This window comes from Spirosoma migulaei (assembly GCF_054776855.1).
This window is the reverse complement of record NZ_BAAHBG010000021.1, coordinates 87,733-111,850: the sequence shown is the minus strand read 5'-3', so window position 1 is coordinate 111,850 and position 24,118 is coordinate 87,733. Positions and strand designations below refer to the sequence as shown.

General features: G+C 46.6%; 18 protein-coding genes. 9 read left to right on the top strand and 9 right to left on the bottom strand.

All coding sequences use genetic code 11. The features are described 5' to 3' along the window. Nucleotides 1-77: 77 nt before the first annotated feature. From ACYVGO_RS21245 to ACYVGO_RS21235, 3 genes are all read right to left on the bottom strand, one after another. The gene (locus ACYVGO_RS21245; protein ID WP_460970982.1) at nt 78-1,556 is read right to left on the bottom strand and encodes a RagB/SusD family nutrient uptake outer membrane protein; all 1,479 of its coding nucleotides are present in this window, start codon (nt 1,554-1,556) and stop codon (nt 78-80) included. A gap of 21 nt (nt 1,557-1,577) precedes the next feature. Then, nucleotides 1,578-4,760 (bottom strand): SusC/RagA family TonB-linked outer membrane protein, encoded by a 3,183-nt coding sequence (locus ACYVGO_RS21240; RefSeq protein ID WP_460970981.1) that lies wholly within the window; start codon nt 4,758-4,760, stop codon nt 1,578-1,580. Between the two features lie 895 nt (nt 4,761-5,655). Beyond that, nucleotides 5,656-6,891 carry a nucleoside recognition domain-containing protein gene (locus tag ACYVGO_RS21235; RefSeq protein WP_460970980.1) on the bottom strand — a complete coding sequence of 412 codons (1,236 nt, stop codon included), beginning with the start codon at nt 6,889-6,891 and terminating at the stop codon, nt 5,656-5,658. Nucleotides 6,892-6,967: 76 nt separating this feature from the next. On the opposite strand from ACYVGO_RS21235, the gene ACYVGO_RS21230 reads away from it, so the two are divergent. Both ACYVGO_RS21230 and ACYVGO_RS21225 read left to right on the top strand, forming a co-directional pair. After that, nucleotides 6,968-7,696, top strand: coding sequence for a M15 family metallopeptidase (locus ACYVGO_RS21230; RefSeq protein WP_460970978.1), 729 nt, complete (start codon nt 6,968-6,970; stop codon nt 7,694-7,696). 105 nt (nt 7,697-7,801) lie between these two features. Next, on the top strand, nt 7,802-8,848 hold the full coding sequence (locus ACYVGO_RS21225; protein WP_460970977.1) for a M28 family peptidase: 1,047 nt from the start codon (nt 7,802-7,804) through the stop codon (nt 8,846-8,848). Between the two features lie 147 nt (nt 8,849-8,995). Here ACYVGO_RS21225 and ACYVGO_RS21220 read toward each other — a convergent pair whose 3' ends face one another. Both ACYVGO_RS21220 and panC read right to left on the bottom strand, forming a co-directional pair. Beyond that, nucleotides 8,996-9,163 (bottom strand): hypothetical protein, encoded by a 168-nt coding sequence (locus ACYVGO_RS21220; protein WP_168207885.1) that lies wholly within the window; start codon nt 9,161-9,163, stop codon nt 8,996-8,998. Between the two features lie 41 nt (nt 9,164-9,204). Further along, the gene (panC, locus tag ACYVGO_RS21215) at nt 9,205-10,044 is read right to left on the bottom strand and encodes a pantoate--beta-alanine ligase (protein ID WP_460970976.1); all 840 of its coding nucleotides are present in this window, start codon (nt 10,042-10,044) and stop codon (nt 9,205-9,207) included. 140 nt (nt 10,045-10,184) lie between these two features. Here panC and ACYVGO_RS21210 point away from each other — a divergent pair, with 140 nt between their 5' ends. The 3 genes from ACYVGO_RS21210 (at nt 10,185) to glmS (ending at nt 13,406) form a co-directional block, all read left to right on the top strand. Then, nucleotides 10,185-10,991: a glycogen/starch synthase gene (locus ACYVGO_RS21210; protein ID WP_111344377.1), complete on the top strand. Its 807-nt coding sequence runs from the start codon at nt 10,185-10,187 to the stop codon at nt 10,989-10,991. Nucleotides 10,992-11,012: 21 nt separating this feature from the next. Next, nucleotides 11,013-11,396: a RidA family protein gene (locus ACYVGO_RS21205; RefSeq protein ID WP_142775459.1), complete on the top strand. Its 384-nt coding sequence runs from the start codon at nt 11,013-11,015 to the stop codon at nt 11,394-11,396. Between the two features lie 156 nt (nt 11,397-11,552). Next, on the top strand, nt 11,553-13,406 hold the full coding sequence (gene glmS, locus ACYVGO_RS21200; RefSeq protein ID WP_142775458.1) for a glutamine--fructose-6-phosphate transaminase (isomerizing): 1,854 nt from the start codon (nt 11,553-11,555) through the stop codon (nt 13,404-13,406). A gap of 89 nt (nt 13,407-13,495) precedes the next feature. On the opposite strand, the gene ACYVGO_RS21195 is transcribed toward glmS, so the two are convergent. The 4 genes from ACYVGO_RS21195 to ACYVGO_RS21180 form a co-directional block, all read right to left on the bottom strand. Then, on the bottom strand, nt 13,496-13,945 hold the full coding sequence (locus ACYVGO_RS21195) for a hypothetical protein (RefSeq protein ID WP_142775457.1): 450 nt from the start codon (nt 13,943-13,945) through the stop codon (nt 13,496-13,498). 64 nt (nt 13,946-14,009) lie between these two features. Beyond that, a complete protein-coding gene (locus ACYVGO_RS21190) occupies nt 14,010-16,226 on the bottom strand; it encodes a penicillin acylase family protein (protein ID WP_460970975.1) in 2,217 nt (738 codons plus the stop codon). A gap of 74 nt (nt 16,227-16,300) precedes the next feature. Continuing rightward, complete coding sequence (locus tag ACYVGO_RS21185; protein WP_460970974.1) at nt 16,301-17,890, bottom strand: amidase; 1,590 nt, start codon at nt 17,888-17,890, stop codon at nt 16,301-16,303. A 208-nt stretch (nt 17,891-18,098) separates the two neighbouring features. Continuing rightward, on the bottom strand, nt 18,099-18,947 hold the full coding sequence (locus tag ACYVGO_RS21180; RefSeq protein ID WP_460970973.1) for an SDR family oxidoreductase: 849 nt from the start codon (nt 18,945-18,947) through the stop codon (nt 18,099-18,101). 101 nt (nt 18,948-19,048) lie between these two features. Between ACYVGO_RS21180 and ACYVGO_RS21175 the strand changes: the two genes are divergently transcribed. The 4 genes from ACYVGO_RS21175 to ACYVGO_RS21160 all read left to right on the top strand — a co-directional run bounded on the left by ACYVGO_RS21175 (nt 19,049) and on the right by ACYVGO_RS21160 (nt 24,076). Further along, a complete protein-coding gene (locus ACYVGO_RS21175; RefSeq protein WP_460970972.1) occupies nt 19,049-19,498 on the top strand; it encodes a winged helix-turn-helix transcriptional regulator in 450 nt (149 codons plus the stop codon). A gap of 256 nt (nt 19,499-19,754) precedes the next feature. Further along, on the top strand, nt 19,755-20,432 hold the full coding sequence (locus ACYVGO_RS21170; protein ID WP_460970971.1) for a hypothetical protein: 678 nt from the start codon (nt 19,755-19,757) through the stop codon (nt 20,430-20,432). 102 nt (nt 20,433-20,534) lie between these two features. Next, on the top strand, nt 20,535-21,128 hold the full coding sequence (locus tag ACYVGO_RS21165) for a YbhB/YbcL family Raf kinase inhibitor-like protein (protein WP_460970970.1): 594 nt from the start codon (nt 20,535-20,537) through the stop codon (nt 21,126-21,128). Nucleotides 21,129-21,508: 380 nt separating this feature from the next. After that, on the top strand, nt 21,509-24,076 hold the full coding sequence (locus tag ACYVGO_RS21160) for a TonB-dependent receptor (RefSeq protein WP_460970969.1): 2,568 nt from the start codon (nt 21,509-21,511) through the stop codon (nt 24,074-24,076). Nucleotides 24,077-24,118 lie beyond the last annotated feature (42 nt).

The window sequence follows — 24,118 nt, the reverse complement described above, 5'->3', positions numbered from 1 at the left end:
TTTTGCCTTTTTTATAATAAAAGGCGACTACTCCGATCGGAGTAATCGCCTTTTTGAAGATAGAACCCTTTTATTAGTTAGTTATCTGTAGCGAGATTATTCAACGCCAGTTCTGAAGCCGAAATAGGCCAGATATAATTTGGCTCCGTAGGCGCTTTAGCCGGTACCGTTCCTTTAGCCGGAATCGTTTGGAGCAGACGCATCAGGTCGTTATTTCGTAGACCTTCTCCCAGGAATTCGATTCTACGCTCCAGCAAAATGGCATTGGCCAGATCAGCTGACGCGGCGAAATTGGCTGCCGTAAAGGTCGTTGCCGCATCGGATCGGTTACGAACGGCATTCAGTAGCGCAACAGCCTGCTCATCTACCGTATTGGTGCTGCGAACTTTTGCTTCTGCCAGGTTCAGCAATACTTCCGAATACCGTATTACAGGAACCCAATCCGTATATGGGCTTGCTGTTTTGTACTTATTCAACCAGTTTTTAACTGTTGCACCTGTACCAGATTGCTTGATGAACGACCGCCGTTTGTCGGTAGCCGTCCAGGTTGGTTCAGCAACAATTCCTTTTGGATTCAGTGAATATTCACCGTTTCCAACGCCACCATTTGCTGTATTAGGCGAGAAATAATAAGCTAACTGATTCTGCGTGCCGGGGAAATCGCCAGTTGTGGAGGTCATCGGCATCGAGAAGATAGATTCCGGGTTAGCATAGGTTGTGAACACGGTTGTAATGTCCGATTGCAACTGATGCGGAACACCCGTAGGTGCTTTGAACGGAGCTGTTGCGCTCACAATCTTGTTCGCTTCCGTAATAACACTGGCGTAATTCTGCATGGTTAAATACACCCGTGTTTTTAAGGCAATGGCCGTATTTTTATGCGCCCGGGTCGTATTGTCAGACGCAGCCGTGTAAGTTGAGGGCAAACCGGTTTCGGCATCGTTCAAATCTTTCAGGATTTGCGTATACACTTCGGCAACGGTACTCCGTGCCAGATTCGACTGACCAACCCCTTTGATTCCATTCAACCGAAGCGGAACGCCTGGCTTGCTGCCATTGCCATCTGCATACGGACGAGCATAGTACTGAAGCAAGCTGTAATAGCTCAGCGCCCGAATCAATTTAGCTTCAGCAATGTACTTTGCCGACGCATCTGCACCAACAACCGTGGTACCACCAGCGGCCATCCCATCAATAAAGATATTGCATTTGTTGATGGCCAGATAAGCGAAATACCACAGGTTTACAACAGCAGTAGCACCGTTTGTGGCGTTTAACCCCCATACGTCCGAGCCTGTAACCAGGTTAGAGGTTTCGTTAATGAACTCTTCACCCCGAATATCGCCATAAATCACATAGCGTCCACCGTAGAAGTTACCATCTTTCAGCGCTCCGTACAACGATAGAAGCTGAGTTTGTACCCGGGTTGTGGTACTGAAGGCCGATGCATCGGATACCGATGTCTGCGGAATTGGAGTAAGCAAATCCCGATTGCATGAACTGGCGCCTAGCAGAACCAGGCCCAAAACTGCGGAATACTTTCCTATATTTTTCATTTGTTAGTTCTTCTTTCTTGATTAAAAACCGGCTTTCAGACCAACGGTGATCGTACGGGCATTACCGATCGTATTTCTGTCGACACCCTGTCCACCATTGACAGTCGATCCGTTAGAGGATACTTCTGGATCTGGACCAGGGTATTTCGTGAGTACACCTAAATTCTGACCGCTCACATAGAGACGCAGGCTACTGATTCTAGCTTTCGACAGCAACGATGCGGGGAGCGTGTAACCAAAGGTTACTGACCGAACTTTCAGGAAATCACCTTTGAATACGTTGATGTCCATTGGGAAGGCTGAGCCATTGGAGGTGTTGTCATTGAAAACAGGCTTCGCGTATTTCTTGCCCGTATCCCCTTCTTTCTGCCAGGCATCGGTCAAAACATCGGTTGCATTATTCCAGAAACGTTGGTCATGCAGACCCGCGTTGGTACCATAGTAAACCGAGAAACCTAATTGGTAGGTAAGCAGAACGCCCAGATCGAAGTTTTTGAATTTGAAGTTGTTATCAAAACCACCATATACTTTTGGGATCACGTTTGCGTACATAACGGCGTCCGTAGCCTGGGTAATGGATGTACCGCCGGTTGGGCTAACGTATCTCGTTTTTCCGTCGGGCGTGGTTGAGTAGTTAAACTCGCCTGATGGAGCGTAGAACTGATAATACACATTCTGTCCGGCTGAATTAACGAAAATCCGTTTGCCCGTTGCTGGGTCAACACCATTGGTGCGAACAACCCACAACTGACCTAGCGAATAACCTGGAGCCGTCTGGTTTACCGTTTCCAGACCCGATGTACCAGTTTGGAGTACATTTAAACCAGGAGCCAGCGCTGTAACTTCATTTTTATTAAAGGTAATGTTGAAGTTCGAGCTCCACTGGAAACTCTTGGTGTTGACAACCCGAGCGTTGAGCGAAACCTCAAGACCTTTGTTGTACATTGTTCCAACGTTCTGGGGTGGATAAGCAACACCAGACAGTGTACCTGGAATACCCGTAGATGGCGATTGAGCTACGTTGAGGATCAGGTTGTCGATATCATTTTTGTAGTAGGCAACCTCCCCCGTAATCCGATTGTTGAACAGACCAAAGTTAAAGCCAATATCTGTTTTGGTACTGGTTTCCCACTTAAGTGATGGGTTACCCACAACCGAGAAAAACAAGGTTGAAGCACCACCATATAAACCGGAACCATAGAGCGAATATGGCGAATAGTCATTAATACTGCCAATATTCCCTACTTTACCATAACTACCCCGGATTTTGAAACTGCTGAAGATGTTATCCAGCGAAGCGGCTTTCCAGAAGCCTTCCTGGGTGATTTCCCAACCCGCAGAAAGACCGTAGAACGTTCCTTTTTTCTGGCCCAACGCCGAATACTCATCCTGGCGTAAGTTGCCACTCAGGAAGTACTTCTCTTTATAGTTATAGTTCAGACGACCAAAAGCCGACAGTAAATAGTTTTCACCATAAGCTAGCCCGGCTGTATTCGTCGTTACATAACCTGCCTGAATAACGGTGTAGTTCGGATCTGATAGTGTCTGACGATTGATACCATACCCTAACGTAGTTGACCGTTGTTGTTCCTGACCCAATAGCAAACTAAAGTTGTGGGCTGCACCGAACGAACGATCAAACTGCGCTGTATTGGTCCACAACCACGTTTTTAACTTACGGAAATTGCTCGTCGCATTACCATTTGAGCTATAGCCATCACTAGTGATAGGTGCCTGGAATATATCGTTATCAATCAGCAGATAATCAATACCATATGTACTTTTCAGCGTGATCCAATCCAATGGCTTGAATTGAATGTAGGCATTCGACTGAATGTGATTGTTCTCCGTATTTGACCGGTTCAAATCTAATGTAGGTACTGGGTTTGGATAAGAAACCGAGGTGCCTGCTATGTTATTGGCTACACCAATAGCCGACCCGTTTACATTATACGTACCATCGTTGTTGTAAGGCGAAAGAATTGGAGGCAGTACAAGACCAACCCGGCCCAGGCCACTCGTATTAAAGGCTTCACCATTCAACGAGCCCGACGTACCGGCGGCCAGGTTACGCTCATTCGAAATCGCTATTTTACCGCCAATGGTAAACAGTTTGCTAAGCTTGCTGTCTACATTAAACAGCGCGTTCATCCGGTTAAAATCATTTTTCTGGAGAACACCCTTCTGGTTTGTATAGCCTACTGAGAAGTAGTAGTTCGTATTCTCACTGCCACCCGAAACGTTCAGGTTATGGCTATGCGAAACGCCCTGGCGGTAGATATAATCATACCATTTGGTGTCGATCGGATTGCCGTTGGCATCGTTGGTTTGCGTGAACTTTACCGCCGAAGCCGTGGGGTTATTGGCAGCCGCTTGCGTCTTAAAATTAATATACTGGCTGGCATTCAACATCTCCGGTAACCGGTAGGTGTTTGAGAAGCCTACCCAGCCATCGTAGTTCACCCGGACTTTACCTGACTTACCCCGTTTGGTGGTAATAAAGACAACGCCATTAGCCGCGCGACTACCGTAGATAGCCGTAGCAGCTGCATCTTTAGCTACGTCCATACTTTCAATATCATTTGGGTTGATACTGGCCAGTGGGTTACTGGGGGCATTAGTCGATCCCTGATCACCGGTGAAAGTTGGGACACCATCCACAATGATCAACGGATACGAGCTAAGCGAAATAGAGTTTGTTCCCCGTATCCGGAAAACCGGTGGGTTGTTAAGAACGCCGTTCGGAACCGTGATCTGAACCCCGGCCGACCGGCCAGCCAGACCTGATTCGAAGCTCTGGATAGGCATCTGAGCAATAGTACCCCCTTTAACGGATGAAATGCTACCTGTAGCATCCTGACGGGTCTGCGTACCATATCCAATAACGACTACCTCGTTCAGTTGCTGAGAATCACCCTTCAATCCGACGTTGATGGTTGATTGTCTGTTAACAACAACTTCTTGTGATAGATACCCAATAAAACTGAACACTAACGTACTGTTAGCCGAAGCAGTTATGCGATAATTGCCCTGTGCATCGGTGTTTGTACCCCGGTTGGCACCTTTTACCTGTACAGTCACCCCTGGCAGGAGTGACCCGTCGTCTGATGAAGTAACTTGGCCACTTACCACTACATCCTGTGCTAAAACGGGTAGACAGAACAATACTGTAAGTATCCAACTTCCAAATAAAATTTTCTTCATTTGTAAGTAGCGATTAATTTATACTAAACGTGCTAAAAATTGGGAAACAAAGTTAATGTATAGAATACAAATTCCATACCTATTGTCGAAAGGTTTTTTTGTAATATTCCGATAATTCCCAAAATTGAGAACATAGAATAGAGTAGACATTTAGAACAGTAGAAATAATTCATGATCGAACAGGAATAAGCGGAGAAAGCCACTTATTTGCAAACTCGTTTAGGAGTGCCTGGAAAATTCTATTTGTAGTTGGAAGGGCTATTTATAATGACTAGCTTTTTATAATATGCCCTATAAATTATTGAGTATTTATACTTAACGTTCTCATTATTAGCTTCTTTTTTGTTTAAATAAGGCTATTATTTGGATTTGATTAAGTGAGTATACCCGCGCTTATATACTTATTAAAAATAGAGAATAATGTTAAATTTCCCGAATTCATAAGTGCTAAATATGATCTTTAGGTAAAATAATAATTAAATATTTTAGGTAATATCAGTATTAAATATTGTATTTTTTGTGAAAAGTAAAATTTAGTTTGTTTGACTCTTGATTGTACAATTCCGTGAAACTACTTAGGTCATATCCTTTTGCTAAGACAGCTAATTTGCGATAAAATAGGGTAAGATGGCAGGATGCTGGAAATGCCTTAAGTCAACGATTCTCTAAGGTTAATAGCAGAATTAATGGGTATCAATACGGCCTGGAGAATTTCACTTTCTTAAGTATGAGGGGCATTTTAGTCCCTTTATAACACTACCCTAAAAGAAGCTGGTAAGGGGTTTAGCTATAGGCCAGATGGCTGTGGGTAGTTGATACTAATTGCCTGTAAATAAAAACACCGGCCTAATAAAGCCAGTGTTTTTACTCATTTTTATAACAATAAATTGTGGTTTTAATGAAAAAAGAAATAGCCTAAGGCTATACCTGCTATAACCCCCATTAAATCGGCAAATAAGCCGAATGGAATGGCATACCGGGAGTTTCGAATACCAACCGAGCCGAAATACAAAGCCACTATATAAAACGTAGTATCGGCGGCTCCCTGAAACATGCAGGCTAATCGGCCAACAAATGAGTCAGGGCCAAATTGCTTCATGGCGTCAATCATCAGCGCTCGCGACCCCGAACCGCTCAATGGGCGCATAAGAGCAACAGGCAACGCGTCCGTAAACTCTGTGTTCATACCAGTCAGGCTGAACATGTATTTCAGGCCATCAATAACGTAGTCCATAGAGCCGGAATTTCGGAACGCACTAATGGCGACCAACATGCCGACTAGATAAGGAATAATGCGTACAGACGTTTCAAAGCCACCTTTTGCCCCTTCAATGAACGCGTCGAAAATGTCTACCTTTTTGCGCATTGCTCCCAGAAGAAACGAGACCACAATCAGCATCAGAATTAGGTTGCCTGTTACTTTCGAAATGACTTCAATTTCTTCTTTGGTTTTTGTTGACAAGAACCATAACGCCAGCGCAATCAGGCTTGTAATGCCACCCAACCAGCTTAGCACAGTGCTGTTCAACAAGTTGATCCGTTGTTTTATCGCTACAGCAATCATGCTTACTACGGTAGCAACGTAGGTAGCAATCAGGCAGGGGATAAAAATATCGGAGGGATCTTTTGCTCCCAGAATAGCTCGCTGTGCCATGATGCTTAGCGGAATAATGGTCAGTCCCGAGGTGTGCAACACCAGAAACATAATTTGGGCATTCGAAGCCGTTTCTTTGGTTGGGTTCAATTCCTGCAAACTGGCCATTGCACGTAGGCCAAAAGGAGTAGCGGCATTGTCTAACCCAAGCATATTCGCGGAGAAGTTCATAATCATCTGCCCATTGGCGGGGTGATCTTTGGGTACTTCCGGGAACAGCTTGTGAAAGAATGGCCCAATGATACGGGCTAAGAAATTGATTGCGCCTGCTTTTTCGCCTATATTCAGCAACCCCAGAAAAAACGTCATGACACCCGCCAGGGGCAAGGCTATATCCATGACGGCTACCTTGGATGAATCGAAAAGACCTTCGACAATGATTTTGAAGATTTCGGTATCGCCCAGAAAAATCAGTTTGACCAGCGCCACTAAAAACGCAATTACGAAGAAAGCAACCCAGATGTAGTTAAGAGCCATGCCGCTAATAAGGGGATAATGAAGCAAAGTAGCGTGTTTTGGCGTTATTTGCGTTATGATGATGTATAAAAAAGTTATGTCACAGAGATCCACAAAGATGCGCAACGATGTACACAGATTCTCCGTCTATCTCTGTGTCTTCTGTGTGTATCTCTGTGTCGCAACGCTGAGTGCCCAGCCCAAAGTCGAGCAGGCTATGGTTAAACAGGGCTTAGTCGACATACAAAACATTGACCCCACAATTCTTGTGGAACTGAAGTATTCAACAACCGATAATTTCGTCGGGAAAGACGTGTATGGGGATCTCACACGGGCTTATATGCAACCCATGGCGGCTCACAAACTAGCGGAAGCCAGTAAATACCTGCAAGCTCATTACCCTAACCTACGGTTACTGGTATACGATGCCGCCCGGCCTCGTTCGGCGCAATGGAATCTCTGGAATGCACTACCTAACCTCTCAGAGCGGGAACGCCGGAAGTATGTAGCTGATCCACGTCAGGGCTCTATTCACAACTACGGCTGTGCTGTTGACTTAACGGTTGCCACCAAAGAGGGAAGGTCCGGCGTATCGGAGCCATTAGATATGGGTACGAAGTACGATTTCTTTGGCGAGTTGGCTTATCCATCACGAGAGAATGAAATGCTGAAAGCTGGCAAGCTCACTCAAAAGCAGATCGATAATCGCAAGATTCTGCGCACAGCCATGCGCCAAGGGGGTTTTAGTCCCATCGAATACGAGTGGTGGCATTTTAACGCCCTCTCGCGGGCAAAGGCTAAAATGGCCTTTCGGATTGTGGATTAACAAGTATACAGGTAAACTATTTTCCGCAGTTTGCTTACATTGGCTGCCACGTTTAAACTAGCCAATTACAGTATGTGCATCCCGATGTTGAGCAAGTTATTGCCTATGCTTATTATCGTTATAACTACGCTTTCTCAGGCGTATGCTCAACCAGATATTTCTCAAGTTTCAGTGTCGTCCTCGTTATTAAGAAAACATGTTTTCTTCCTGGCTTCCGACAGTTTAAGTGGACGTGAAACAGGTACCAAGGGACAATTACAAGCGGCTTTTTATTGTTCACGGGAATTCAGGGAAAGTCATTTGATCGCGCCATTTCGGCTTGATTCAATTCGAGGCTCTTTTCGACAAACGTTCCATTTTACTATCAGTGAGGTTGCTTTGTTTGGAGGCATGCGTACCTATGGAACGAATTCAACCACCTACAAGCGACATGAACTTGTTCCAATACCGCTCACGGCTACAGATAGCAGTAAGGTTTTATTGGGCGACAATGTAAGTGGACTGATCATAGGAACCGATTTAAAAAAAGAAGTGGTCGTTGTGTCTGCTCATTATGATCATTTAGGGCGAGTTGGAGGACGGACGTTTCATGGTGCCGACGACAATGCATCCGGTACGGCAACAGTGCTGAGTATGGCTGCTCTAGTTGATAGTTTAGCGCAACAAGGAATCAGGCCCCGCAGAAGTATCTTGTTCGTCCTGCTTTCGGGTGAGGAAGGAGGCTTATTAGGCTCTAACTATTTCGTTTATAACAGCCCACTTCCTCTAAATCAGTTTGTGTGCGATCTTAATGTGGATATGGTGGGCCGTATAGATGAGGCACATCGGAAGAAACCCAATTACTGTTACCTGATTACAGATGCACAGGGCAAAGAACTACAAAAAGCCGCTGAGGTTGCGAATCGGCAATCGGTAAATCTAGTCTTAAATCGGGGCGGGTACGATGTTGAAAATGATCCCAAACAATACTTTTACCGCTCAGACCACTACAATTTTGCCAAACAGGGCATCCCAGCTCTGTTCTTTACAAGTGGAGAACATGCTGATTACCACAAGCCTTCCGACACAGCCGATAAAATAGCCTATGAGATTCTACAGAAACGGGCTACGTTAATTTTTCAAACGGCCTGGCGCGTAGCAAACCAGGAATAGTAACCCTGTCAAAACGCCTATTTAGTGGTGTTGTACCGTTGACCCAATAGATCAAATTCATCCATGATGAGATGGCGTTGTGGATGCTTCCAGCGAAAGATAAGCGATACTTAGTAAGTAATGTTATTGACGTCGGGGAAGTTTGCATCAATTTTCATTATTGCGTTGTTTCAATCGGGTGATAGCTCTTTGAACCTCCGGGTCGGTTGCAAAGGCTTCCCGCATTTGTCGCTTTGTTTCGCGCTTTTCAGCGGCCAGCCGACGCAGTAGTGCAATGGTTTCGTTAGGTGCTTCCTGAGTGGTCGTTGGTTTCATAGTTTTTGTTGGTTTCTACTGTAAAGATAGTCGTTTACCCCCTAAAACACCAGATTGTCAATCAGTCTGACGTTGCCTAAGTGGGCTGCTAAACAAATGGCTGTTTGCCCCGGTGCCAGTACTTCACTGGCTTGCTGGAGCGTATCAGCATTCACTACTTCGACGTACTCTAACCGAAAATGAGGATTGGCCGCAAATAAACTTGTTACAGCTACTTTCGCCTGCACAGTGCCCTGACCTTCCATTAGCAAGTCATGGGCCAGCGTTAGTGCCTTAAACAGAGTTGGCGCCTGTTCCCGCTCGGTGCTTGTTAGGTTGCGGTTGCGTGACGACATGGCTAGCCCATCGGCTTCACGGACGGTTGGGCAGCGGATGAGTTCAACGGGGAAATTCAGGTCGCGGATGAGCCGCCGGATGACGGCCACTTGCTGTAAGTCTTTCTGACCAAAATAAGCACGTGTCGGCTGAACAATGTTGAACAGTTTAGAAACCACAATCCCCACCCCGTTAAAATGTCCGGGTCGAAAAGCACCTTCCAGTACGGTTTCCAACTCCCCGAAATTCAGTCGAATGGCCGGTGGTTCAGGATACATTTCGGCAACGGAAGGGGCAAAAACTAAATCGCAGCCAGCTGCTTCGAGTTGCTGGCTATCTTCTTCGAGGGTACGCGGATAACGGGCCAGATCGTCGGGATTGTTGAACTGAACGGGATTGACAAAGATGCTGCTGATAACGATGTCATTTTCCTGGCGGGCAGTTTCAATTAGTTTTATATGTCCTTCATGAAGTGCGCCCATAGTGGGAACAAAACCAATCGTTTTTTCGGGCCTTAGGGTGGCTAGATACGGACGAAGACTATCAATTGTCTCAAAACGAGTCATAATGGGTAATTGTACGATTTTCGGCTGTAATGATACGGGAACCGCATCTTTTTTGGATAAAACATATTGAAATACGGGAAAAATTTGTATAATTTTGCAAGTTTTTTGGTTCTCTCAAGACAACACACGCTTCCCTACTTATGAGCAAATTACGCATCCTTTACGTCGCCAGCGAAATCAATCCTTTCTTGAAAACGTCTGATGTCGCTGACTTCGTCCGCAAACTGCCGCAGGCCATGCAGGAGCGTGGGATGGAAATCAGAATTTTGGTGCCGCGCTTTGGGCTGATTAATGAGCGCAAAAATCGGTTGCACGAAGTAGTACGGTTGTCGGGTATTAATATCGCCGTAGGTGATGATGAAAAGCCGCTGATTATAAAAGTGGCGTCAATACCGACTGCGAAATTGCAGGTGTATTTTATTGATAATGAAGACTATTTCCAACGGAAATATGTATTCCACGATAAAGAGAATCGCTTCTACGACGACAATGACGAACGGGCTATTTTCTTCTGCAAAGGTGTACTGGAAACAGTTAAGAAACTCGGATGGGCTCCCGATATCGTTCACTGTAACGATTGGATGACGGCACTTATTCCGCTCTATCTGAAAACGACCTACAAAAACGACCCCATGTTTAAGGACACCAAGTCGGTTTTTACGGTGTATAACAATTCATTTGAACACCGTTTTCAGGGAGATATCATTGAGAAAGCTCGTATGATGGACATTGATGATGAGATGTTATCTGAATTAAAGACGGCTGATTTTCAGGGCTTTATTCGTATTGGTTCTGCCTATGCTGACGCCGTAGTGCGGGCCGAAGAAGAATCGAGCGAAAGCCTGAATGCCATCCTGAACGATTTACCCGAACACAAATTCGAGACAGTTGAAGATGAAGACGTAACCGATCGGTATTACAATCTTTATACGCAGCTGGCTGGGTAAACTTTACTTGCTTGGGTTCTTATGGAAGAACAAATAAGTTTTAATACGACGAACGCACCGCGCATGAACCCGGTGTTTCCGCAGGCCGTCATTGCCGGTAACTTTATTTTTCTTTCAGGTACACCGGGTCTAAGTCTTGAGTCTGGTCAGGTTGTTAGCGATAGGTTTGAAGACCAAACCAGACAGGCTTTTTTGAACATCAAGCAAATCCTGGAAGATGCTGGAAGCAGTCTGAGTAAGGTTGTAAAAACAACTGTCTTTATGGTAACGGGTAATGATTTCGGTATTCTCAATAAAGTGTACGCTGAATTTTTTCCAACTAATGCTCCTGCACGCAGTACTCCTCAAGTCATGCCTTTTCCGGCAGGAATTCTGGTTTCAATTGAGTGTATTGCGCTTTTATAACTATTAAGGCATCAGATTTTTAAGAAAGATTTACATCAACTTCGTTCGCAAAAAGCCGGAATGCCCGGCTTTTTGCATTTATTTTACTCCCGAAATAAGTTTATCTTTCTTCATCCCACCCAACGGATAACTGATAACTATAACCGGTACTAGATTATGTGTGGTATTGTAGCCTATGTAGGGCACCGAGAAGCGTGTCCATTAGTGATAAAAGGGTTAAAGCGTCTGGAATACCGAGGCTACGATAGCGCGGGTGTAGCGCTGATGAATAGCCAGGGGCTGAAGGTTTATAAGAAGAAAGGCAAAGTAGTTGCGCTGGAACACGAACTGGAGGGCAAAGACACCCACTCGACCATAGGTATGGGTCATACCCGTTGGGCTACTCACGGCGAGCCTAACGATGTGAATGCACACCCGCACTACTCGTTCCATAAAAAACTAGCCATTATTCATAATGGCATTATTGAGAACTACGCAGCCATTAAGCAGGCGTTACTCAAAAAGGGCCATACGTTCTCTAGTGAAACAGATACGGAAGTATTAGGTCAATTTATCGAAGACATTTGGGAGAATAATGCCGGGGCGTCGCACGCCGGTACGCTCGAAGAAGCGGTACGACTGGCCTTGCAGGAGGTTGTAGGGGCCTACGCAATTGTGATCATGAATGAAGCTGATCCCACTCAACTGATTGCCGCTCGGAAAGGATCTCCGCTGGTGATTGGTGTTGGCGAAAATGAATTCTTTCTGGCATCCGATGCGACACCGATTGTAGAGTATACCAAAGACGTGATTTATCTCAATGATTATGAAGTTGCAGTGATCAAAGATGGCGTCTTAAAAGTGGTTACGCTCGATAATGCCACCACAACGCCCTACGTCCACAAGGTTGAACTCGAATTGGAAGCGATTGAAAAAGGTGGCTTCGACCATTTTATGCTCAAGGAAATTTTTGAGCAGCCTCGCTCCATTGCCGACTCCATGCGGGGCCGCGTCAGGGCCGATGAAGGAACACTGCAACTCGGGGGCTTGCGCGATTACCTCGACAAACTGGCGAAGTCGAAACGGATCGTGATTATTGGATGCGGAACCTCCTGGCACGCGGGTTTAGTAGCCGAATACATTTTTGAAGAACTGGCCCGGATTCCGGTCGAAGTGGAATATGCATCGGAGTTTCGGTATCGGAATCCGATTATCAAAGAAGGAGATATTGTAATTGCCATTTCGCAATCGGGTGAAACGGCCGATACCCTGGCAGCTATTGAGTTGGCCAAATCGAAAGGAGCAACTATTTTCGGGGTTTGTAACGTGGTAGGTTCGTCCATTGCCCGGGCAACGCATGCCGGGGCCTTTACGCATGCCGGTCCGGAAATTGGCGTAGCCAGTACGAAAGCATTCACCGCACAGGTAACGGTGCTCACCTTGATGGCCCTTGCGGCTGCCAAACGGAAAGGCACAATTTCAGATTCTCTGTTCCGGCAATTGCTTGCTGAATTGGAAAGTATCCCGGCGAAAGTGGAAAAGGTATTACAGGCGGCCGATAAGATTAAGGAGATCGCGTACATCTTTACCTACGCCCGTAATTTCATCTACCTCGGCCGGGGTTTAAACTTCCCTGTAGCGCTCGAAGGAGCCCTCAAGCTGAAAGAAATAAGCTATATCCATGCAGAGGGTTATCCAGCCGCCGAAATGAAGCACGGGCCAATTGCGCTCATCGACGAAGACATGCCGGTAGTTGTGATTGCCACCAAAGATAGTTCGTACGAGAAAGTTGTCTCGAACATTCAGGAAGTGAAAGCTCGCAAAGGCCGCGTTATTGCCATCACAACAGAAGGCGATACGAGCCTGCCTGGCATGGTCGATTTTACAATTGAAATTCCGAAAGTTCATGAGATGCTGATGCCGCTGGTATCGGTTGTACCGCTTCAACTACTGGCCTACGATATTGCTGTCATGCGTGGGCGTAACGTTGACCAGCCGAGAAATCTGGCGAAGTCGGTAACGGTGGAATAGGAGAGTAGTTATTCGATAAAAAGCGCGATAGGGTGGCCTTATCGCGCTTTTTGCGTTGTTGTCATATCGGTTGAAATTTGCCAGACTAGCTATTCCTTCACCCGTTTGTATTTTTCGATAATCACCCGATCAATTCCCAGTTTATCGACTTTTTCAACGCCTTTCTGGATCAGCGTATCACCGGAAATTTTCACCACGAACTCGAATTTATTGTTTTCCCAGGCTTTGTCCGTGAAATACTCCAGATTCTCCGTGTAAGCACTATCTGCTAATGTATATTTCCCGCCACCCGCACTAAACCGAGTCGCCGACGAGTCGTTTTTTGAGACAGCATGATTCAGGAATGCGAAATGCGTGGGGTTAATGATTTTTATCATTTTATGGGTCGGATCAAACGTAGAAAAGCTGGTGTCTTTTTCTATCGTCGTCGCTGAAACTAACTCCCAGGTGCCAATGATAGGTGGTGCGGATTCTTTTTTAGCGCAGCTGGACAAAGCAGAGATGGCTGCTATGAAAAGTAGGGTAGTTTTTAAGTTCATTGTTAGGGTTTAAGGTTTGGTTTAGGAAGTTATTGGTTATAGAAATTGTTATTAATTTACTATCTCACTTCTCCCCCGGATGGTACGTCTTCTCAACGTGCTTTTGAATGTCTTCAGGGTAGAATAACACGTCTTTAAACTTGCCGTCGCAGTAGAGCGGGGCCTGGTCGGTGAAGTGCTGGGCACCGGGTTGGCTGCTTTGGCCACCGGTCACGACCGAGCGGGCTTTTACACGCTTACCGAACTCCACAACGGCTACAAAACTGTTCCCAACGCTACCATAGCGTTTTTTGGTGCCGGGATACGTTCGTGCCGCAAAAGCCGCCAGCGACCCCCAGGCCGAAGAGGTAAAGCCAACGGGAATGCTTGGTTTTAAGTCGTCATAGCTTTCCTGAATCTTGCCGGTTAAGCGTTGATAGCGGTTAATGTCGCCCCAGGGTGTTTTCCAGGTGCCAAAGTCGCGGGTGAGGTCAGTCAGGACTTCGGCCAGGGCTTTTACCTTCTCCTGGGGCGAGGTATCGCTGATGATGTAGGCGGTAAGCGACAGGTTGTCGAATCGCTGATCGCCAGCCGCACGGCTCCGGGCTAGCTTCTGTATTTTCTCACCCCAGAAAATGGCCAGAGTCTGCCCAATCGATGTTTTACCATACGATTTATCCCAGGCTTTTAGTACGCCAATGGCTTCGGCCAGATCTTTTGATTGGTTTGCTGCCTCGGCCGAAACGGTTTGATAAGCGGCCAATAACGGAGGTAACAGTTCATCGAACGCGGTCAAATGTGGGTCATCGGCGGCAGCGATCAGAGTATCGAGCGTGAAAATGGACTTTTGACTTAAGACCCGAGCGGCATTGATACCCCGGTAGTTTTGGGCGTCGGGTGCCATGTAGGCTGGGTACTTACTTTTGTCGGGACTACTGCTGCCCGAAACCGTAAACGGCGTGGAGTTGCAGTTCTGAATCCAGCCACTGGCGGGGTTGCGTATCTGCACAATCTCATCGACTGCGTGTAGACCTTTCCAGTCCGTTTCGGGGTTGCTGCCATCTACGGGTTGTTCCCAGTCAAATTTGGGGTCGCGTTTGGGCATAAAGTTGCCGTGCCAATAGGCAATTGTCCCGTTCTTATCGGCAAAGATGGTGTTGTTAGATGCGTTACCGTTCAACTTCATTACCTCTTTGAAACTGTCGTAGCCGGTAGCCTTAGTCCGCAGATACGATTGCGAGAGCGCATTCAGGGGCGTATTCATCATATCGATGGCGATCCATTTGCCATCTTTCTCTCCCGCAATAGGGCCGTGCTGGGTGAAATACATCGTGAAGTCTTTGTGCTGCATCCCACTGGCCGTTTTGTATGGAATTCGTACAGTCTGGGTACGAACCGGCTTAAGGTCTTTTCCATGCTTGTAATACAGGGCGTTTCCTTTCTCCTCGATGGTTTCCAGATACTCATCCATCGAATCGGCATAGCTGGTGGTATGCATCCAGCCGCAGTTTTCGTTGAACCCCTGATAGATGAAAAACTGCCCCCAGGTCACGGCCCCGTAGGTGTTCAAACCTGCCTGGCTAATCATGTGTACCTCCGACCGAAAGTAAAACGAGGTATGTGGGTTAATGAGCAGTAGCGCGTTTTTGGTGGCACTTTTGGACGGAGCAATGGCAAAACCATTGGAACCAATAGACTCCCGTTCGTAATGATCTCCGTGGTCGATATAAGAGGTTGATTTACGCTGCTCGTAGAATGCTTTCAGCCGTTCGGTGGATACTACGCTGATATTTCCGCCAATGCTACCTTCGCTGAACATGAGCGGCATCCAGGGCTGGAAACGCTTCAGGAGTCGGGGCTTCACGTCGGGGTGCGTATAGAGGTAATAGTTTGTGCCATCGGCAAAAGCGTCCAGCAGGCTTTTCATCCAAATCGGGCTCTTTTTATAAATGGCAATGGCCTGGGTCGTGTCCAGAAACAACCGCGCCCGTAGGTCATGGTAGATCGCCGATTCGCCTTCTACTTCGGCTAGTCGGCCGGTAGAGGTAATATAATTTTCTTCAACCCGGCCGAAGTCGTCTTCGCATTGCGTAAACAGCAAGCCAAACACCACGTCTGCATCTGTTTTTCCGTAGATATGCGGAACGCCCCAGGTATCACGCGTGATAGTCACCTGTTTGGCTTTCTGTTGCCAACGGGCTATTTCGGCTTTGGTAAAGGTTTGAGCTTGAAGGACATACCCATCCAGAAAGGTGAGTAAACTTAATAACAGGAAGATTGACGGCAGCGAGGATCGGTTCATTGATGATAAATTTGATGTAATAAGGGAATGTAGTTTATCCGGGCCAAACTCAGGCTTGGCCAGATAACCATAATTTATTGGCCAAGAGCCACAAATTGCTTTGGCGCTGCACGATGATGCGTTGCCTGTTCATAACCGTAGATGAGACGAATTAAGGTTGGCTCGGCGAACATACGCCCCAAAAACTGAATACCAGCCGGTAAATTACCCGTGGTGAAACCCATCGGAATTGTAAAGGCGGGCTGTCCTGTTGACGGAGCAATCAACTGACTGTTATCTCCTTTGTATCCCTTCGCATCGCCCACCTGGGCGGGTGGGTAATTCCAGCTTGGGTAAATGAGTGCATCAACATGCAGCCGATCCATTTCGGCTTCAACAGCTTTGCGATAAGCAATACGAAGGGGGTCGGTGAAGGCGTCACCACAAGGGATTTCGGGATGGTTGGCACGGCCCGAATGGGTTTGCTGCGTAATAAGTCGGTTACGAACAATGTCGGAATAACCACCAATGCGGATAATATCTTCCAGCGTTTTCAGGGTATCGCGTTTAACAAAGGTCTGCAGGTAATTTTCTATATCGACTCTAAAGTCGGCGCACCACTGATTGGCCCGTAACGAGTCGAAATTTGGGATGGTCACATCAACAACCTGCGCGCCCGACCGCGTCATATCGGCGATTGCCTGATCGAAAAGCTGTTTGATTTCTGGATGAATGTTGGTAGCGGTCAATTGGCGTATTACGCCAATGCGAGCGCCCTTCAACCCATCTTTCCGTAAAAACTGGGTATAGTTTTTGGGTACTTTCCCCTGGCTGTTTTTCGTGATCGGATCATGTGGATCGTAACCTGCTGTGGCTTCCAGCACCCGTACGGCATCTTCGACCGTGCGGCACATAGGCCCACCCACGTCGTTTCGGGTATAAAGCGGAATAATACCGTACCGACTCACCAGCCCCAATGATGTTCGGAAGCCCACGAGTGCATTGTGCGACGATGGCCCCCGGATTGAATTTCCCGTATCAGACCCCAAACCGATAGCCCCCAGATTAGCCGCTACGGCTGCCGCCGTTCCGCCACTCGAACCGGCGGGCACGTAGGCTAAATTGTAGGGATTCAGGGTTTCGCCCGCCATTGAGCTTTGCGAGTGCATGGGCGTAAACGCCCACTCGGCCATATTTGATTTGGCTAGTACGATAGCGCCAGCCTCACGCAGTTTCTGAACCTGCCAGGCATCTTCGGTAGGTATAAACCCTTTCAGCGCAATTGAGCCACCTGTTGTCTGCAACCCCTTTGTGTTGAAATTATCTTTTACAATAACCGGAATGCCATGTAGTGAGCGGAGTTTGCCCGTTTTCTTAAACTCAGCATCCAGCGCACGCGCCGTAGCAATGGCTTCCGGATTGACGAGAATTATTGAATTGAGTTTGGTCGGCTGATCGTAGGCTTGAATGCGTGCCAGGTAAGCCTTGACCAGCTGTTCGCTCGTCAGCGAGCCATTTCGGAACGCCCGATGAATGTCGCTGATTGTCGTTTCAAGTAAGTCGAATCTACTAGAAGAGGCTGCTGTCTTTGGCTGTGCATAAGCCGCAGCCAGCCAGAATGGGCTTAGAAGTACTAAACAGAAATTAATGCGTAGTTGATGAAGAAGACGAATAGGTCGCGGCATACGGTATAGTGGCGAACGGTATAATCGTATGGCAAAAATAGTCTTTCTTGATAGGAATTAGCGTATGGATTGGCGGACGAGCCTTATTTATATTGATAGTAGGGTAAATGACGAAATAAATAGAGCGTGTATTTGGCGTGGTGTCGGTTAGTAGTAACCGACACCACTGGAACTTGATCTAGCTGAATGTTATCGCAACACGTATGCTTTACGATAAGCTCTTCAAATACGTATCCAGGCTAATGGGTTCTCTGCCCAGTAAGTCTTTCAGCGTTGACGAAGGCACGTTGAATTCATTCTGTTTGATGCCTTCAGCCATGCCTGCATAAATCTTGGCTACTACGGGCGGTAAGTGCTTCACTAATTCCGCTTCGTAAGCGCTGCCCGGTATGTCAATGTAATCTACTGTCTTGTCGGCACTACTCAAGCTAGCTGCAATATCACTGAACGACGAGGCTGAAGGTGTACCAATGTCGTATACTTTATTGGCGTGCCCTTCGCTGGTTAGCGCGTTGGCTAGCCCTTCGGCAATGTCTGTCCGTAGAACAAAATTGACCTTCCCATCACCGGCTGGATAATAGAGTTTCCCCGATTGGGCTGCATCGCCAATAACCATTGGTAATATATCCAGATAGAGGTTGTTACGGAAAAACGTGTACGTCAACCCGGATTCTAAAATTAGATTTTCGGTACGAAAGTGGTCGATAGCCGGAGCGAAGAGCGCAGTTGGGGATGGATTCGGCGCACTGGTATAGAAAATATGCTTCACCCCAACTTCCTTGGCTGCATTAATGACATTGCTGTGCTGGTTAACCCGCTCATCACCTAATACAGCACTGGAAATCAGAAGTAGCGTATCTACCCCGGCCAAGCTTGTTACGAACGACGCCTTGTCCGTATAGTCGCCCTGCCGAACGGTCACTCCTTTATCCGCAAACTCGGCAATTTTCTGCGGGTCGCGTACGATAGCAACGATTGATTCTGGACTTGTTTTAGTAAGCAGGAATTCGAGTGTGGCTTTGCCTAGATGGCCAGAGGCTCCGGTTATTGCAATCATGAGTCTATTGTTTTTTTTAGTTCCTTGGTTACTTTTGGTAACTCAAAGGTATTTGGTAATCAGAGTGCCCACAAGAGGGCATTTTTTAATTCGTCAGGCACATGGACATAACTATTGTTGATAATCAGAGAGATCGGTTGGAAGAAAAATTGCAGAAAATTTTAGGAAACGTAGAATCAGAAGGGGGCACATGCCCAATTCGCCATATTCTGGCCCGATTCAGCGATAAATGGTCGACCTTATCTATTTTTCATCTTGGCGATGCAGGCACGTTGCGATTCAATGAATTGAAAAAACGGATCGATGGTGTTTCACAGCGGATGCTCACTGTAACGCTTCGTACACTGGAGCGCGATGGCCTGGTGACGCGCCGGATTTACGCTGAAATTCCCCCTCGGGTTGAGTATCAATTGACGGATTTAGGCCGAAGTCTGTTAGTACAGATCATCGAGCTAGGTGATTGGGCCAGTAATCACAGTAATCAAATTGTGGAAGCTCGAAAACGGTTTGATGCCCGGGAGCACGGGGTTGTTGATTCGACTCTGGTTTAGATAAGTTTTGACAGGATTTACAGGATAAGATAGGATTATGGATTAGATAAAATCCTGTCAAAAAGGGAATATGAACGGATTTTTCAAGAATGTGTATCCCGGATTAAAGCTAGCGGTGGGGTTCTAATTATGTTTGTGTTACGTCTTTGTAATCAGCGGGTTATTGTGTATATTTACCTCCCCGATTTTATAACAGACAACCATACTAATGGGCCGGATTTTGGAATAAAAATCAGTATCTGGCTACTCAATCCGAATGAAAAAAGGACGCTCGAATCCAAACCAGCTCCAGATCGACTTTCTGGCCGCTTTTCGCCAAATACTCATCAGTCTCGGCAATCCCGATAACCTGCCCGTTAACGAGAGCCTGTTCATGCGTATGACCGATCAATGGGAAAATACGCGTGCCATGCCTGCCAATCTATTGTTTCATAAAAGCCCCGTTGAAGCGGTCGTTTTTCGGTTGCAGAAGACCGATGATCGACTACGTTTTCCCGATGAATTCATCGCCGGTGAAATTCGGGGTGAGCAGGGCCTGACAGGTTTTTCGGCCAAGTTCCGTGAGCAGGGGTGGGTTATTCTGCCGGCTGAGTTATCGGCTATGTATAAAAACCTCTTCTTAAATATTCTGGCAGCCTCTGTAGGCCTTGAGCACATGTTTCCAGTTCGGAAGGAGTTGCTGGCTGAAGCCGAACGTGTGGCGCTGGCAGCCATGCTCCCTGAGGCCGAAGTGCGCAAGTTTTTCGGCCTGCGCTTAACCCGCTTTCCGGATAGTTTCCGGAGCGAAGTGGCCAACTATTTCAATTTACCGTTCGATTATGTACTGAAACGTGCGAATCATTTAGGCATGGTATCGGAGCAGGTAATTGAAGAAGCTTCGCAACCCTTGCGCTCTACCATTCTGCGTCGGCCGCAAAGCAGTCGGGCAGCTTAATTGGCTACTTGCCAATTGGTTGTCAGTCAGGTAATAAGGCTATTTTAAACTTTAGTAAGAGTCAGCTGGTTAGATGCGAGAATGCGTTTAACCAGCTTTTTTATGGGCAAATTCTGGCGAATTCCTACAGGCTTACTACTGTTAGTTGTGGTCGTGCTGATCGCTATGCATATTCGCGCAAAGAATGCACGGGAAAGTGAAGAACAAAGCCTGGCGACGATCAAAAAAAATATTACACTGTCAAGCCTCTCCTTTCCACCGAACGGCGATTTGCCTGTGGATTGTAGCTGTAGGGGGAAAGAGGTATCGCCCGCACTGATGTGGGAAACAAGCGAGCCTGCTGTCAAATCATACGTAATTTTAACAACCGATTATGATGTGCCATCGCCCGCTTTTTCGGTTTTCAATTTATCCCACTGGGTCATCTACAACCTACCTGCCTCCGTACGGAGTATACCTGAGGCCGTAAGCAGTGAGCAGATGCAGATGTTAGGCGGTAAAATCGGTAAAAACTCGATGGGCAATCTAACATTCATTGCCGCCTGCCCACCCGTTGGTAGGCATGCCTATGTATTCCGAATCTACGCGCTCAACCAAATGCTGTCGTTTTCGATTGTGCCAGATAAGCATACACTCCTCAATGCAATGGAAGGTCACATTTTGAGCTACGGTGAGCTAATCGGTTATTTTCAGTAACGATTTAGGTGAACTGGACTAGTTGCTAATCATGGATTCGCTTGCTATGAGTAGCTTCCGGTTGATCTTTTCACGACAAGTATATCAATTACATAGCCGGACAAAAGTAAGACCATGCCCTTTTGTATAGTTGGTAAACTTTTTTTAGTTGACTTATTTTAAGATTTCTTGTATTGTAATCAAGAAAATCAATCGACTTAGGGGAATTAACTGGCTTTTATTTGGAAGTGACAGGTAGATACTGCTGTTTTGCATAACCTATTAATTCAATAGACTATAAGTACTAATAGTCTATCTACAACCGGGAGAATAGGGAGAATTGTATAAATAATCAAAAACCAGGCGTCGCCAATCACAATTACCACCAAACATAATTAGGAATGAAACACAGTTTAAAGGCAGCTTTTTTACTAGGATTGACTCTCCTGCCCTTATTTTTATCCGCTCAGAATGCTCCAATTATAAATTCAACCGTAACTGGACGAGTTGTTGACGCCCGTACCAACGAAAACTTGATCGGTGCCACGGTAGTCATCAAAGGAACAACCAATGGCGGTCCAACCGATCAGAATGGGGAATTTAAATTGCTCACAGGTCAGAAACTTCCCTTCGTTGTTGTCGTATCGTTCGTAGGTTATCTGACCAAAGAAGTTGTAATCAGTGATAATAACGTAGATATTAAACTTGAAGAAAGTTCGAATCAGCTATCGGATGTTGTAATCACCTCCCGACGTCGACAGGAATCAGCGCAGGATGTTCCTATTCCGATCTCCGTTGTAAGCGGTAACCGTGCCGAGGACGCGGGCGCTTTTAACGTGAACCGATTAAAAGAACTAGTACCTACCGTTCAGTTATATGCCTCCAATGCCCGAAACACAACGCTTAATATTCGCGGCTTGGGCTCTACCTATGGGTTAACAAACGATGGTATTGACCCAGGGGTTGGATTTTATGTAGATGGCGTTTATTACGCTCGTCCGGCAGCTACAGCACTCGATTTCATTGACATAGAACAGGTGGAAGTGCTGCGTGGACCTCAGGGAACACTTTTTGGGAAAAACACAACAGCCGGGGCCTTCAATATTACGACGCGCGCTGCTGGTTTTACGCCAAGCGGAAGTTTTGAGTTGAGTTATGGCAATTACGGATACATACAGGCTAAAGGATCTCTTACGGGACCACTGAGTAAAAAGCTTGCCGCGCGGGTATCGTTCACGGGTACGCAACGGAACGGAACTTTTTACAACGTGCATACCCAACTGCCAATTAACGACATTAACAATATTGGTGTGCGGGCACAACTCCTGTACACCCCAAGCGATAATGTCAAAATCACTATAATAGGGGATGTTTCCACACAAAAACCCAATGGCTATGGCTGGCCAGTTGCGGGTGTCGTGCCTACTAAACGAGCGGCCTATCGTCAATTCAATGCTATCATCGCCGATTTAAATTACAAACTCCCTTACTCAAGCGCGTTTGAGCGGATCGTTGACCTTGATACACCCTCAAAAGCCGATAATAACCTGGGTGGAGTATCGGTGAATGCGGATATTAAGATCGGTAATGGTACGCTAACCTCTACAACGGCCTGGCGTCACTGGCAGTGGACCCCGCTGAATGACCGGGATTATATCGGTTTGCCTGTCTTTACAATTTCGTCGGGCAACTCAGTTCATGACCAGTGGTCGCAGGAAATACGATATGCAGGTAAAATTTCGCCCCAGTTAAGTGGCGTTGTTGGTTTATTTGGTCTTTGGCAGGATTTGAAATCGGATCCCGTACAGACAGAAGAAGCCGGTTCAGCCCAATGGCGTTTTGCGCAAAGCTCCACCAGTGCTCTTTGGAAAACCCCTGGTCTGTTCGATAACTTCGGTATCCGTACAACCAATAGAATCCAGAGTACAGGGTTGGCTGCCTTTGGTCAGCTAGACTGGGCCTTGACCGATAAAATTCACGTTTTACCTGGTGTCCGGTATAATTATGACAAGAAAGTTGCCAACTATAAACGGGAAACTTACGGCGGTTTGCAAACGACCGATCCCGCTTTATTAGCTTTAAAAAATGGAGTTTATACGAATCAGGCCTTCGATACAGATGTATCTGAGGGTAATTTCTCGGGGCAGGTTACCCTGCAATATAGAGTTGGGAAAGCGATCAATGCCTTTGGAACCTATGCGATAAGTTACAAACCCGTTGGGATCAATATTGGTGGGTTACCAACGGCCAATGGGCAGACACTACTTGACCTGGCCAGAGTAAAGCCAGAGCATGTAAACCACCTGGAATTTGGCCTGAAGACAAAACCGTCGCCTAACTCTATCCTGAATCTGGTAGTTTATAACACTGAAATCAAAGACTTTCAGACTCAAGTTCAAACACCCGAGCCGGGCGTGAACAGAGGTTATCTGGCCAATGCCGAAAAAGTACGGGTAATGGGTGTTGAGGTAGACGGAAATGTACGGGTAGCTAATCGATTAACCCTGAACGCGGCCGTTGCCTATACAGATGGTAAGTATGTGTCCTTCACGAATGCGCCCGTTCCACTTGAAGAAACAGGTGGCGAACAAGCCTTCAAAGATATTTCGGGAGGTGTGTTGCCCGGCATCTCAAAATGGTCAGGTTCTGTAGGTGGCGAGGTAACTGCTAGTGGACTGCTCATCGGTCTAAAAGGAAATTACTTTTTCGGTGTAGATGCCTTCTACCGCTCGTCATTTTCGTCGAGTCCATCGCCGTCTCAATATTTGAATATTGATGGTTACTCTCTGGTAAACAGCCGACTTGGCTTTAGGGCTTCCACTGGAATTTCGATTTTTATCTGGAGTAGAAACCTGTTTAATACAAACTATTTCGAGCAATTATTGGCGGCTCCAGGAAGTGCAGGCCATTATGCCGGTATTGTAGGCGACCCCAGAACCTACGGGACTACATTACGCTACACGTTCTAACGGAAGGGAATGGCCCATACGCTCTAATCTCATGACTACCTG

What these genes read in the sequence shown, in the direction of transcription:
- ACYVGO_RS21245 (WP_460970982.1), bottom strand. Translation starts at nt 1,556, where the DNA reads ATGAAAAATATAGGAAAGTATTCCGCAGTTTTGGGCCTGGTTCTGCTA.
- ACYVGO_RS21240 (WP_460970981.1), bottom strand. Translation starts at nt 4,760, where the DNA reads ATGAAGAAAATTTTATTTGGAAGTTGGATACTTACAGTATTGTTCTGT.
- ACYVGO_RS21235 (WP_460970980.1), bottom strand. Translation starts at nt 6,891, where the DNA reads ATGGCTCTTAACTACATCTGGGTTGCTTTCTTCGTAATTGCGTTTTTA.
- ACYVGO_RS21230 (WP_460970978.1), top strand. Translation starts at nt 6,968, where the DNA reads ATGTCACAGAGATCCACAAAGATGCGCAACGATGTACACAGATTCTCC.
- ACYVGO_RS21225 (WP_460970977.1), top strand. Translation starts at nt 7,802, where the DNA reads ATGCTTATTATCGTTATAACTACGCTTTCTCAGGCGTATGCTCAACCA.
- ACYVGO_RS21220 (WP_168207885.1), bottom strand. Translation starts at nt 9,163, where the DNA reads ATGAAACCAACGACCACTCAGGAAGCACCTAACGAAACCATTGCACTA.
- panC (WP_460970976.1), bottom strand. Translation starts at nt 10,044, where the DNA reads ATGACTCGTTTTGAGACAATTGATAGTCTTCGTCCGTATCTAGCCACC.
- ACYVGO_RS21210 (WP_111344377.1), top strand. Translation starts at nt 10,185, where the DNA reads ATGAGCAAATTACGCATCCTTTACGTCGCCAGCGAAATCAATCCTTTC.
- ACYVGO_RS21205 (WP_142775459.1), top strand. Translation starts at nt 11,013, where the DNA reads ATGGAAGAACAAATAAGTTTTAATACGACGAACGCACCGCGCATGAAC.
- glmS (WP_142775458.1), top strand. Translation starts at nt 11,553, where the DNA reads ATGTGTGGTATTGTAGCCTATGTAGGGCACCGAGAAGCGTGTCCATTA.
- ACYVGO_RS21195 (WP_142775457.1), bottom strand. Translation starts at nt 13,945, where the DNA reads ATGAACTTAAAAACTACCCTACTTTTCATAGCAGCCATCTCTGCTTTG.
- ACYVGO_RS21190 (WP_460970975.1), bottom strand. Translation starts at nt 16,226, where the DNA reads ATGAACCGATCCTCGCTGCCGTCAATCTTCCTGTTATTAAGTTTACTC.
- ACYVGO_RS21185 (WP_460970974.1), bottom strand. Translation starts at nt 17,890, where the DNA reads ATGCCGCGACCTATTCGTCTTCTTCATCAACTACGCATTAATTTCTGT.
- ACYVGO_RS21180 (WP_460970973.1), bottom strand. Translation starts at nt 18,947, where the DNA reads ATGATTGCAATAACCGGAGCCTCTGGCCATCTAGGCAAAGCCACACTC.
- ACYVGO_RS21175 (WP_460970972.1), top strand. Translation starts at nt 19,049, where the DNA reads ATGGACATAACTATTGTTGATAATCAGAGAGATCGGTTGGAAGAAAAA.
- ACYVGO_RS21170 (WP_460970971.1), top strand. Translation starts at nt 19,755, where the DNA reads ATGAAAAAAGGACGCTCGAATCCAAACCAGCTCCAGATCGACTTTCTG.
- ACYVGO_RS21165 (WP_460970970.1), top strand. Translation starts at nt 20,535, where the DNA reads ATGGGCAAATTCTGGCGAATTCCTACAGGCTTACTACTGTTAGTTGTG.
- ACYVGO_RS21160 (WP_460970969.1), top strand. Translation starts at nt 21,509, where the DNA reads ATGAAACACAGTTTAAAGGCAGCTTTTTTACTAGGATTGACTCTCCTG.